Source organism: Achromobacter insuavis (genome assembly GCF_902859645.1).
In the GTDB taxonomy this organism is placed as follows: Bacteria; Pseudomonadota; Gammaproteobacteria; order Burkholderiales; family Burkholderiaceae_B; genus Achromobacter; species Achromobacter insuavis.
In genome coordinates this window covers 1-11,300 of the sequence record NZ_CADIJR010000125.1, presented here as the reverse complement: position 1 = coordinate 11,300, position 11,300 = coordinate 1, and the positions used below count along the sequence as shown (strand labels likewise).

At 69.1% G+C, this 11,300-nt stretch carries 11 protein-coding genes; 6 read left to right on the top strand and 5 right to left on the bottom strand.

The annotated features are described in order from the left end of the window. The 5 genes from H0523_RS30395 to H0523_RS30375 all read right to left on the bottom strand — a co-directional run. On the bottom strand, positions 1-770 hold a 770-nt coding region (locus tag H0523_RS30395), incomplete at its 3' end, for an amidase family protein (protein ID WP_257225187.1). Further along, entirely contained in the window at positions 767-949 is a 183-nt protein-coding gene (locus H0523_RS30390; RefSeq protein ID WP_054431532.1) for a DUF4089 domain-containing protein, read from the bottom strand. The genes H0523_RS30395 and H0523_RS30390, both read right to left, overlap by 4 nt. 41 nt (positions 950-990) lie before the next feature. Continuing rightward, positions 991-1,812: an ABC transporter ATP-binding protein gene (locus H0523_RS30385; protein ID WP_054431531.1), complete on the bottom strand. Its 822-nt coding sequence runs from the start codon at positions 1,810-1,812 to the stop codon at positions 991-993. 2 nt (positions 1,813-1,814) lie between these two features. Then, complete coding sequence (locus tag H0523_RS30380; RefSeq protein ID WP_054431721.1) at positions 1,815-2,612, bottom strand: ABC transporter permease; 798 nt, start codon at positions 2,610-2,612, stop codon at positions 1,815-1,817. A gap of 84 nt (positions 2,613-2,696) precedes the next feature. Next, positions 2,697-3,704, bottom strand: coding sequence for an ABC transporter substrate-binding protein (locus H0523_RS30375; protein ID WP_054431530.1), 1,008 nt, complete (start codon positions 3,702-3,704; stop codon positions 2,697-2,699). A 279-nt stretch (positions 3,705-3,983) separates the two neighbouring features. On the opposite strand from H0523_RS30375, the gene H0523_RS30370 reads away from it, so the two are divergent. From H0523_RS30370 to H0523_RS30345, 6 genes are all read left to right on the top strand, one after another. Next, the gene (locus H0523_RS30370; RefSeq protein ID WP_054431529.1) at positions 3,984-4,895 is read left to right on the top strand and encodes a LysR family transcriptional regulator; all 912 of its coding nucleotides are present in this window, start codon (positions 3,984-3,986) and stop codon (positions 4,893-4,895) included. A 122-nt stretch (positions 4,896-5,017) separates the two neighbouring features. Beyond that, on the top strand, positions 5,018-5,686 hold the full coding sequence (locus H0523_RS30365) for a DUF4286 family protein (protein WP_054431528.1): 669 nt from the start codon (positions 5,018-5,020) through the stop codon (positions 5,684-5,686). Between the two features lie 43 nt (positions 5,687-5,729). Further along, positions 5,730-7,049, top strand: coding sequence for an MFS transporter (locus tag H0523_RS30360; RefSeq protein WP_054431527.1), 1,320 nt, complete (start codon positions 5,730-5,732; stop codon positions 7,047-7,049). A gap of 227 nt (positions 7,050-7,276) precedes the next feature. Continuing rightward, entirely contained in the window at positions 7,277-8,575 is a 1,299-nt protein-coding gene (locus H0523_RS30355; RefSeq protein WP_054431526.1) for an imelysin family protein, read from the top strand. Further along, positions 8,572-10,089, top strand: coding sequence for a di-heme oxidoreductase family protein (locus tag H0523_RS30350; protein ID WP_054431525.1), 1,518 nt, complete (start codon positions 8,572-8,574; stop codon positions 10,087-10,089). Before H0523_RS30355 ends, H0523_RS30350 begins: the two co-directional genes overlap by 4 nt. Next, the gene (locus tag H0523_RS30345; protein WP_054431524.1) at positions 10,089-11,186 is read left to right on the top strand and encodes an imelysin family protein; all 1,098 of its coding nucleotides are present in this window, start codon (positions 10,089-10,091) and stop codon (positions 11,184-11,186) included. Before H0523_RS30350 ends, H0523_RS30345 begins: the two co-directional genes overlap by 1 nt. Positions 11,187-11,300 lie beyond the last annotated feature (114 nt).

The window sequence follows — 11,300 nt, the reverse complement described above, 5'->3', positions numbered from 1 at the left end:
CGCAGCGGCCGGTCGGCGCCCAGCGCGGCCAGCGCCGGCTCGGCGGCGCGCTGCGCGCAGGCCGGGTCGTCGGCGTCGGGGCCTTGCAGCGCGTCGTAGACGGCGGCCAGGCTGGCGCTGTCGGCCGCGAACGGGCCCAGATGGTCCAGGCTGCCGACGAAGGGGAAGCTGCCGCTGCGCGGCAGGCGGCCGAAGGTCGGCTTGAGGCCGAACACGCCGCACAGCGAGGCTGGCACGCGGATCGAGCCGTTGGTGTCCGAACCCAGCGTCAGCGGCACCAGCCCGCCGGCCACGGCGGCGGCGCTGCCGCCCGACGAACCGCCCGCGATGCGGGTGGCGTCGTGCGGGTTGCGGCAGGGGCCATAGTGCGAGTTCTCGGTGGTGAAGCCGTAGGCATGCTCGTCCATGTTGAGCGCGCCCACCAGCACCGCGCCGGCCTCGCGCAGGCGCGCCACCAGCGTGGCGTCGCGCGGCGCGGCGGGGTTGGCGGCATTGACGCGGCCGCCGGCCAGCGTCACTTCCTCGGCGATGTCGAACAGGTTCTTGACGGCGTAGGGCACGCCGGCCAGCGGCGGCAGCGCGTCGCCGCGGGCGCGGCGCGCGTCGATGGCGGCCGCCTCCTGGCGCGCGCGGTCCTCGGTGATGGCGGTGAAGCAGTTGTAGCGCGCGTCGGCGGCGCGGATGCGCGCCAGCGTGGCGTCGAGCACCGCCACCGCGCTGTGTTCGCCGCCACGGATGCGGCGGGCCAGGTCGAGCGCGGCGCCGCTCACGGGCGGAACACCGAGGCCGATTCCAGCGCCACCGGCAAGGCCTCGTCGATGAAGGTCGAGGCGATGTCGTGGATGCGCGTGAATTGCTGCGTCACTTCGGCCGTGGCCGGCTCGCGCAGGGCGTAGCCCGCCAGCGCCAGCGCGCTGCGGACGTATTGGTCGATGGTTTCCTGGGTCATGGCGGACTCCCGGCGAAAGTGGATGGAAGGGGCGAAGGGGCCTAGCGGCGCACTTCGCGCTGGAAGATCTCCAGGCTCAGTTTCTTCATGCCGATGAAGCTGGGCTCGGTCAGCGTCTCGACCGTGCGCGGACGGGCGTCGCCGTAGTCCAGGATCTCGGCCACGCGGGTGGGGCGCTTGGTCAGCAGCAGCACCTGGTCGGCCAGGTACACGGCTTCCTCCAGGTCGTGCGACACCAGCAGCATGGTGGTGCCGGTCTGCATGAAGACCTCTTGCAGCTTTTCGCGGATGAACAGCGTCATCTCGAAGTCCAGCGCCGAGAACGGTTCGTCCAGGAACAGCACCTCGGGTCCCGGCGCCAGCGCGCGCATGATCGAGGCCGTCTGCTGCTGGCCGCCCGACAGTTCGTAGGGATAGCGCTTGAGGTCGAACTTGACGTCGAACGAGGCCACCAACTCTTCCACCCGCGCGTCGACCTCGGCGTTGCTGCGGCCTTCCAGGCGCAGCGGATAGGCGATGTTGTCGATGGTGCGCAGCCACGGGAACATGGCCTCGCGGTAGTTCTGGAAGACGTAGCCGATCTTGGTCTGGGCCAGCGATTTGCCGTCGAACAGGATCTCGCCGGCGTCGATGGGAATGAGCCCGGCGATCATGTTGATCAGCGTCGACTTGCCGCAGCCGTTGGGGCCGAAGACCGAAACGATCTTGCCCTTGGGGATGTCGAGGTTGAAGTCCTCGTACAGCGGCCAGCCGGCGAAATACTTGGTCAGGCCGCGGATGGTGATGTGGGTGCCCAGCGGGCCCGGCTGGAACGGCGCGGGCGTGGGGGCGGGGGCGATGACGGGGTTGATGACGGTGGACATGATTATCGGCCGCTCCAGTGGACCACGCGCTTTTCCAGCACCAGAAAGAGGATGTTGAGCACGTAGCCCAGGGCGCCGGCTGCCAGGATCGAGGCGTACATGTCGCGCACGTTCAGCACCTGCTGCGCATTGATGATGCGGTTGCCCAGCCCGCTGTCCGAGCCGATGAACATCTCGGCCACGATCACGATGACCAGCGCCATCGACACGCCGCTGCGCAGGCCGACGAAGGTCGGCTGCAGGCTTTCCCAGATCAGCACGTCCTTGAATATCTGCCAGCGCGAGGCGCCCATCACCCGCGCCGCCATGACGCGCTGCTTGCGCGCGTTGATGACGCCGTAGGCGCTGTTGAACAGGATCACCAGCACCGCGGCGAAGGCGGCGATGGCGATCTTGTTCATGTCGGTCACGCCGAAGATCATCAGGAACAGCGGGATCAGCGCGGACGACGGCGTGGAACGGAAGAAGTCCACCAGGAATTCGACGCTGCGGTAGGCCTTTTCATTGCTGCCGAGCAGTACGCCCAGCGGCACGCCGATGACGCCGGCGATGACGAAGGCCTGCAGCGTGCGGCTGACCGACGCCAGGAAATCGCCCAGCAGCGGACCGCCGGCCATGCCCTTGGCCAGCGCCACCAGCGTGGCGCCGGGCGTGGGCAGCAGCACCGGGCTGACCAGCTGCAGGCGTACCACCAGATCCCACACCACATACAGCGCCAGCGGGCCGATCAGCGGCAGCAGGCGCGCGGCGGTCCAGGTGCGCGGCGGGCGAGAGACGGGCGGGGCGGCGGTGGCGGGCATGCCGCCATGGGCGGCGCTGGCCGGCTTGGCCGCGGCGACGGCCGGGCCCGCGCCGGCGCGGTTGGCGTTGATCGCGTCCATGGCTCAGCCCTTGTACAGCATCGAGGCGACGTCCACCTTCTGCGCGAAGATGCCCTTGTCGGCGAACAGGTCGAAGAATTTCTGGAAGTACTGGATGTCGCTGGGGCTGAACTCGTTGTAGAGCGTGTAGGCGGCCAGCGGCACGGCCTCGGTCATGGGGCCTTCGATGGCGGTGTAGCCCTTCATGAAGGGACGCGCCTCGTCGGGCTTGGTGCGGATCAGTTCGATGCCGCGGGCATACGCGGCGATGAATTTCCTGCTTTCCTCGGGATGCTTCTTCAGGAACGCGGTGGTCAGCGAGGCCGAGCCGCCGAACCACGGCGCCATCGGGTCGCCCAGCACGTACTTGGCGATCACGCCGGTTTCGAGCACGCGGGTGGTGCCGTTCAGGCGGCCGACCGTGCCGGTGGGCTCGAGCGTGTAGCACGCGTCCAACTGGCCGGCGGCGACCGCGGCAACGTGCTGGCTGATCGCCAGCTCGACCACGGTCGCCCCGGTTGCGCCGGCGCGCTCCAGCACTGCTTTGGCCAGCGTGGCATTCTGGATGCCGGGTCCAGAACCGACCTTTTTCCCCTTGAGGTCTGCGATGGATTGGATGGGACTGTCTTTCGCGACGATGAACTCGTCCAGCACGTTCTTGGCGTTGCTTGGATTGGAGGCGAATATCTTGAACAGGCCGGGCGAGGCGATCTCGCCGATGGCCAGGTTGGCCGAGCCGGTGCCGTTGGCGCTGCCGTCGGCGCGGCCCGCGAGCATGGCTTCCATGACCTGCTGCGCGCCGGCGAACTTGAGCGCCTCGACGTTCAGGCCGGCTTCCTTGAAGTAGCCTTTCTCGATGGCGGCGTAGAACGGCAGGCCGGCCGCGACCGGCCAGTAGCCGATGCGGATGACCGTACCCGACTGCGCCCGCACCAGGGCCGGCGCGGCCAGCGTGGCGGCGCCCAGCGCGGCGCCCTGCATCAGACGGCGGCGGGTGGCGTTGAAAGCGAAGGGCGCGGGGCGGTTGGTCATGCGGGGCTCCTGGTCGGAAAGAAGTCGGGCGCTTGTAGACAAGCTTGCATACCAGTCATCAAGCAAGACCCGTGCCAACCGCTTTTTGCCGGGTTTCGCACCAGGGAGGGACGAGGATGGCGCGCCGCATGAACCATGCTGGTGCATGCGGCACCGCGAGGGGGCGCGCATGGCGTCATGGCGCGGCCGGCCCGCCAGGCGTTAGGATGTGCACAGGCCGGGGCCTGCCGCCCCGCCGTTCTTGGAAGGGCGCGTCATCGGGCGCGCCGTGGCGTGGATATGAATACCCGTTTCGTCGAAGCATTCCTGTGGTCCGCCCGGCTGGGCAGTTTCCGTGCGGCCAGCGACCGCCTGCACATCACCCAGGCCGCCGTGGCCAACCGCATCGCCTCGCTGGAGGAAGACATCGGCGCGCGCCTGTTCGAGCGCGACGCCAAGGAACTGCGGCTGACGGCCGTGGGCACGCGCCTGCTGGACTATGGCGAGCGGCTGATGCAGCTGCGCCAGCAGATCCTGTCGCTGGGCCGCACCGGCGACGAGGTGTTCGGCCTGGTGCGCATCGGCGCTATCGAGACGGTGGTGCACACCTGGCTGATCGGCTTTTTGACCAACCTGCGTTCCACCTATCCCGGCATCGAGGTGCAGCTGACCTCGGAAACCACCCGCGCCCTGCATCGCGGCCTGCGCGAGGGCACGCTGGACATCGCCTTCCAGACCGATCTGCTGACCGATACCGGCATCATCAGCATGCCGTGCCTGCCGATGGAAATGGGCTGGGTGGGGCCGGCCGGCGACGAGGAAGCGCTGACGGTGCAGCAGTTGCTGAGCGAACCGGTGCTGACCATGAGCCCGGGCTCGCAGCCGCACGAGGCGCTCAAGGGCTTGTTCCGCGAGGCCGGCCTGCCGCTGGGCAAGGTGCACTGCGTCAGCTCGATCTCGGCGTTGGCGCGACTGGTGCGCAGCGGCTTTGGCCGCGCGCTGGTGCCGCTGCCGCCGATCCATGAATACGTGGCGCGCGGCGAGGTGCAGATGATCCGCTGCGATGTGCCGGTGCCGCCGCAGCTGCTGGTGGTGAGCTACCTGGAGGGCGCCGGCTCCGAGGCGATCCGGCTGGTGGCCGAACTGGCCTGCCGCGCCTCGGATCAATACACCGCGTCGGTCGTGCCGCCAACATTCGGGTCCGCGCAATAGCGTTATCCCTAGGTCGGCGCGCAATAATTTTATTGCCGGCGCGAAAAATTACTCGTTTGTCGGACCCGGCCCGGCGGCTTGAAGATGAGTCCCTTCCGTAATCGAAGGGATTTTTTCTTTCCATGAGCCAAGCCACCACTCCGTCCGTCCCCCACGGCATGCTGTTCGTCGCCTGCGACGTCGATCCCGCCTTCGAGACCGATTTCAACCGCTGGTACGACCGCGAGCACGTCGAAGAGCGCGTGCGCATTCCCGGCTTCCTGTCGGGCGCGCGCTATTTCTCGCTGTCCGGCGGCCGCAAGTACCTGGGGCTGTACCGCACGGAATCGCTGGGCGCCTTCACCACCGCCGACTACCGCGCCGCGTTCGAGCGCCAGACGCCGTGGTCGGTGGCCAACCTGGACCGCATGCGCGATCCGATGCGGCGCGTCTGCGCGGTGCAGGCCGTGACGGGCTTTGGCAGCGGCAGCCACATCGCGGTGCTGCCGCTGGTGTTCGGCGGCGACGCCGATGCGCTGACGGCGCGCGCGGCCGAGGCTGGCGCGGCCCTGGCCCAGGTCGATGGCTTCGTGCAGTCCTATTTGCTGGCGCCCGATGCCGCGCTCAGCGGCCCGTTGCCGCGAGAATCCACCGAGAACCGCCGCCTGGACCCGCTGCTGGTTATCGAAGCCAGCTCGGCCGCCGCCGCGCGCGCCCTGGCCGAACAGGCCGCCGGCGCCTTCGGCACCCGCGCCAGCGACGCCTGGCTGCTCGAACTGGGCTGGAAGCTGGCGGCCGCCGACCTGCGCTGACGCGGCGCCGCGTCCACACACATCACATACATGGGGAACCAGAATGGCTGAGAACACCTTGCACGCTCCGGCGTCCGCCCACGGCGGCGCGTCGCCGGACAAGATGAAGAAGCTGGCGATGGCCAGCTCGGTCGGCACCACGCTCGAGTGGTATGACTTCACGATCTACAACCTGATGGCGGCGCTGGTGTTCAACGCCATCTTCTTCCCGTCGTTCGATCCGTTGACGGGCACCATCCTGGCGTTTTCGACCTACGCGGTCGGCTACGTCTCGCGGCCGTTGGGCGGCTTCGTTTTCGGCCACCTGGGCGACCGCCTGGGGCGCAAGTTCGTGCTGGTCGCCACGCTGGTCATCATGGGCGTGTCGACCGGCCTGATGGGCATGCTGCCCACCTACGCCAGCTGGGGCGTGTGGGCGCCGGTGGCATTGGTGGCGCTGCGCTTCATCCAGGGCGTGGCGCTGGGCGGCGAATGGGCCGGCGCGGTGCTGCTGTCGATGGAACACGGCAAGCCCGACCAGCGCGGCCGCAATGCGTCCTTCACGCAGGTCGGGCCATCGTGCGGCACGCTGATCGGCACCGGCTTCATCGCCCTGATCTCGCTGTGGCTCACGCCCGAGGAGTTCCAGGCCTGGGGCTGGCGCGTGCCGTTCATGTCGAGCGTGGCGCTGGTGCTGTTCGGCCTGTGGCTGCGCCGCGGGGTCGAGGAAACGCCGGTGTTCCTGGAAATGGAAGAGAAGCGCGAAACCGCCAACACCCCGATCAAGGACGTGCTGGTGCAGCACTGGCGCCAGCTGCTGGTGGCCGGCGGTTCGCGCATCGGTTCGGACGTGCTGTACGCGCTGGTGGTGGTGTTCACGCTGACCTACGTAACCACGGTGCTGCACCTGTCGCGGCCGCTGGCGCTGGGCGCCACCATGCTGGGCGCGGCGCTCAACGCCATCGCCGTGCCGCTGTGTGGGCATCTGTCGGACAAGATCGGGCGCCGTCCGGTGTACGTGGCCGGCGCGGTCCTGGGCATGATCTGGGCCTTCGTGTTCTTCACGCTGATGGACACCGCGCATCCCATCGCGATCTGCGCCGCCGTGGTGGTGGGCCTGCTGATCCACGCCATGATGTACGGCCCGCAAGCCGCCTTCATCACCGAGCAGTTCCCGGGCCGGGTGCGCTACGCCGGGTCGTCGCTGGCCTACACGCTGGCCGGCATCGTCGGCGGGGGCTTCGCGCCGCTGATCATCGCCAGCCTGTTCAAGTCGTGGAACTCGACCGTGGCGGTGTCGCTGTACGTGGCCGCCGCGCTGGTGGTGACCGCCATCTCGGTGCTGGCCGCCAAGGAGACCGCCAAGGCGCCGCTGCAACGCTGATCGCGGGGGCGGGCCGGCGGGTCCGGTCCATCTGAAAAGTCCGGGCTGACGCCCGGACTTTTTTTTGTCCGGACCTCGATTTTGGCCTGATTTCGTTCGGAATAATGTCAGGTAGCTGACTTTATTCTGAATAACAAACGAAAATTGTTTACACTCGCATCCACAAAATTCAAGTGTGGACCGGGCCGCCGCGGGGCGAATCCGGTCCGAGTTACGGGAGAAAGTCGATGCGCAAGTTGTTGTTGGGGGCGGTGCTGGCCGTCGCGGCATTCGGGGGGACGGTTCACGCCGCCACGCAGCCCAAGGCCGTGGTGACGAACTATTCGGATCTGGCGCTGGCCGGCTATGAAGACGCGCTGACTTCCGCCAAGACGCTGCGCGAGGCCATCAACGCCATGATCGCCAAGCCCAGCGCGGACACGCTCAAGGCGGCCCGCCAGGCCTGGCTCGATGCGCGCGTGCCGTACCAGCAGACCGAGGCCTTCCGCTTCGGCAACCCCATCGTCGACGACTGGGAAGGGCGCGTGAACGCGTGGCCGCTGGACGAGGGCCTGATCGACTACGTCGACGCCTCCTACGGCACCGAGAACGACGAGAACGCCTACTACGCGGTCAACGTCATCGCCAATTCCAAGATCTCGGTGGGCGGCAAGACCATCGACGTCAGCGAGATCACGCCCAAGCTGCTGTCCGAAGTGCTGCACGAGGCCGACGGCAACGAGGCCAACGTGGCCACCGGCTACCACGCCATCGAATTCCTGCTGTGGGGCCAGGACCTGAACGGCACCGGCCCGGCGCCGGCCGACCGCAAGGGCTCGCCGCAGGAACGCCACTCGGGCAACCGTCCGCACACCGACTACGACGTCAAACAGTGCACCGGCGGCAACTGCGAACGCCGCATCGCCTACCTGAAGGCCGTGACCGACCTGCTGGTGACCGACCTGGAAGAGATGGTCGGCAACTGGCAGAAGGACGGCGCCGCGCGCAAGGCTGTGGAGGAAGATCCCAAGGCCGGCCTGGTGGCGATGCTGACCGGCGTGGGCAGCCTGTCGTACGGCGAACTGGCCGGCGAGCGCATGAAGCTCGGCCTGATGCTGCACGATCCCGAGGAAGAGCATGACTGCTTCTCGGACAACACCCACAACTCGCACTTCTACAACCAGATCGGCATCCGCAACGTCTACCTGGGCGCGTACACCCGCGTCGACGGCAAGCAGGTGTCGGGCGCCAGCCTGTCGGAACTGGTCAAGGCGCGCGACCCCAAGCTGGACACCGAAGTGCGCGCCAAGCTGGACGCCACCGTGGCCGCCATGCAGGCGATGAAGGTCCGCGCCGAGACGGTCGAGACCTACGACCAGATGATCGCGGACGGCAACAAGGAAGGCAACGCGGTGGTGCAGGCCGCCATCGACCGCCTGGTCGACCAGACCCGCAGCCTGGAGCGCGTGATCGCGCTGCTGGACCTGGGCAAGGTCGCCATCGAGGGTTCCGACAGCCTGGACAAACCCGACGCCGTATTCAAGTGAAGCTCGTATTCGCCGCCGTACTGGCGGCGTCGGCCCATGCCGGCGCCGCCGTTGCCCAGACCGCGCCCGCCGGGCGCGATGACCTGAGCGCCGAGGACCTCAAGCGGGTCCTCGCCATCACCGCGCCCACCCGCGATTTCTCCAAGGCCGAGACCTTCGAGACCATGCAGGCCGGCGCCACCACCACCAACAAGCTCATCAACGCCGATATCTTCTCGCAGCCGTCGGCCAACATGAGCTTCGAGCGGCGCCAGGAGTTCCAGGTCGGCAACGGCCTGTTCCGCAAGGACTGGGTGTCCGCGCCGGCTTCCACGCAGGCCTCCGACGGCCTCGGGCCGCTGTTCAACGCGCGCTCCTGCCAGGCCTGTCATACCAAGGACGGGCGCGGCTCGGTGCCGGGCTTCGATCCGCTGGAACGTCCCGACGCGGTGGCGCTGCTGCTGCGCCTGGCGGTGCCCGAAGGCCCGGACCGCGGCCATCCGCGCCTGGCGCCGGGCGAGATCGCGCTGCTGCCCGAACCCGTCTATGGCGTGCAGCTGCAGAACTTCGCGGTGGCCGGGCTGCCGGCCGAAGGCCGCATGGAGATCGAATACACCCCGGTCACCGTCAAGCTCAATGGCGGCGAGACCGCCACGCTGATGAAGCCGGCCTACCGCATCGAGAACCTGGGGTACGGGCCGATGCGCAAGGACACGCAGATCTCGCCGCGGCTGGCGCCGCCGATGATCGGCCTGGGCCTGCTGGAATCTATCCACGAGGCCGACATCCTGGCCAACATCGGCGCCGACAAGCGCGACGGCATCGTCGGCAAGGCCAACTGGGTCACCGACATGCGCACCGGTCAGCGCGCGCTCGGCCGCTTCAACCTGAAGGCCGGCCAGCCCACGGTGGAGCAGCAGAGCGCCGCCGCGTTCTCCAACGACATGGGCCTGTCCTCGCCGCTGTTCCCCAATCACTACGGCGACTGTACGCCGGCGCAGGTCCAGTGCCTGAAGATGCCGCATGGGGCGCAGCCGCGCTTCGGTCCGGAAGAGGTGCCGGCCAAGCTGATGGACTTCGTCACCACCTATTCCACCAACCTGGCGGTGCCGCAGCGGCGCGACGCCGACGACGCCCGCGTGCTGGCTGGCAAGAAGCTGTTCTACGAGGCCAATTGCGTCGCCTGCCACGTGCCCAAGTACGTCACCAGCCGCAATGCCAAGCAGGCCGAGCATCGCTTCCAGCTGATCTGGCCGTACTCCGACATGCTGGTGCACGACATGGGCGATGACCTGGCCGACGGCGTGTCCGACGGCGAGGCCAACGGCCGCGAGTGGCGCACGCCGCCGCTGTGGGGCATCGGCCTGACCAAGACCGTGAACCCCAACGCCACCTGGCTGCACGACGGGCGCGCCCGCACGCTGCTTGAGGCGGTGCTGTGGCATGGCGGCGCGGGGCAGCCCGCGCGCGACCGCGTGGTGGCGATGACGCCCGAAGAACGCGCCGACCTGATCCGTTTCCTGGAGTCATTGTGATGACCACCCTTGTTGCGCGCTCGCGCGTTCCGGTCCGGCTGGCCGCCGCCGCGCTGCTGCTGGCATGGCCGCTGGCCGGCGCCGCCGCGAGCCTGCCCGCCGACCTGGGCGAACGCCTGGCGCAGGGCTATGCGCGGCCGGCCGCCAGCGGCATGGCCGAGGCCGCCACGGGCCTGGAAGGCGCGCTGGGCCAATGGTGCGCCAAGCCCGAGGCCGCCGGCGCCAGGCGCGTCGAGGAGGCCTTCGCCACGCTGGCGCAGGCCTGGGCGCGATTGGAGCCGCTGCGCTTCGGCCCGCTGGTGCAGGCCAACCGCTACGAGCGGCTGGCCTTCTGGCCCGATACCCGCGGCGTGATGCCCAAGCAGGTGCAGGCCGCGATCGCGGCGCAGGACGCCGAGCTGCTCAAGCCCGGCGCGCTGGCCGGACGCAGCGTGGCGCTGCAGGGCCTGCCGGCGCTGGAATACGTGCTGTACGGCGAGCCGGCGCTGCTCCGGCAGCAAGGCGCGCCGACCTTCGCCTATGCCTGCGGCTACGCCCGGGCGGTGTCGGCCAACGTCGCCGCGATCTCGCGCGACGTGGCGCAGGCCTGGGGGCCGCAGGCCGACTTCGGCCGCCAGTTCGCGCGGCCGCAGGCCGGCAACGATCTGTACCGCGATCCGCAGGAAGTCGCGGCCGAAGCCATGAAGGCGCTGTCCACCGGCCTGCAGTTCGCGCGCGACGTGAAGTTGCTGCCGGTGCTGGGCGACTCCGCGGACGCGGCGCGACCCAAGCGCGCCGCCTTCTGGCGCAGCGGCCTGTCGACGCGCACGCTGGCCGCCGGCCTGGATGGCCTGGCGGCGTTCTACCGCGCGGGCGGCTATGCGCTGCCGCCGGGCGATGCCTGGATGGGCGGCGCGGTGCTGGGCGAATTGGACAACGCGGCGCGCACGCTGCGCGAGGTGCCGGCGCCGCTGGACCAGGCGCTGGCCGACGCGGAAGGGCGCCGCCTGCTGGGGCTGGCGACGCTGACGCTCAAGAACGCCAAGGCCATCGTCGACCAGGACCTGGCGCCGGCGCTGGGCGTGACCATCGGCTTCAATGCGCTCGATGGCGATTGAGCGCGACCGGGCCATGATGAAGCATGACACCGGACAGGCGCCGGCGGCGCGGCCCGATCCGGCCCGGCCGGCGCGGCGCGATTTCCTGGCGCGCGCCGCCGCCGGCGCGGTCGG

Bases quoted from the DNA above. Each gene is read 5' to 3' on its own strand.
- H0523_RS30375 (WP_054431530.1), bottom strand. From the start codon at position 3,704: ATGACCAACCGCCCCGCGCCCTTCGCTTTCAACGCCACCCGCCGCCGT.
- H0523_RS30360 (WP_054431527.1), top strand. From the start codon at position 5,730: ATGGCTGAGAACACCTTGCACGCTCCGGCGTCCGCCCACGGCGGCGCG.
- H0523_RS30365 (WP_054431528.1), top strand. From the start codon at position 5,018: ATGAGCCAAGCCACCACTCCGTCCGTCCCCCACGGCATGCTGTTCGTC.
- H0523_RS30390 (WP_054431532.1), bottom strand. From the start codon at position 949: ATGACCCAGGAAACCATCGACCAATACGTCCGCAGCGCGCTGGCGCTG.
- H0523_RS30380 (WP_054431721.1), bottom strand. From the start codon at position 2,612: ATGCCCGCCACCGCCGCCCCGCCCGTCTCTCGCCCGCCGCGCACCTGG.
- H0523_RS30355 (WP_054431526.1), top strand. From the start codon at position 7,277: ATGCGCAAGTTGTTGTTGGGGGCGGTGCTGGCCGTCGCGGCATTCGGG.
- H0523_RS30345 (WP_054431524.1), top strand. From the start codon at position 10,089: ATGACCACCCTTGTTGCGCGCTCGCGCGTTCCGGTCCGGCTGGCCGCC.
- H0523_RS30385 (WP_054431531.1), bottom strand. From the start codon at position 1,812: ATGTCCACCGTCATCAACCCCGTCATCGCCCCCGCCCCCACGCCCGCG.
- H0523_RS30370 (WP_054431529.1), top strand. From the start codon at position 3,984: ATGAATACCCGTTTCGTCGAAGCATTCCTGTGGTCCGCCCGGCTGGGC.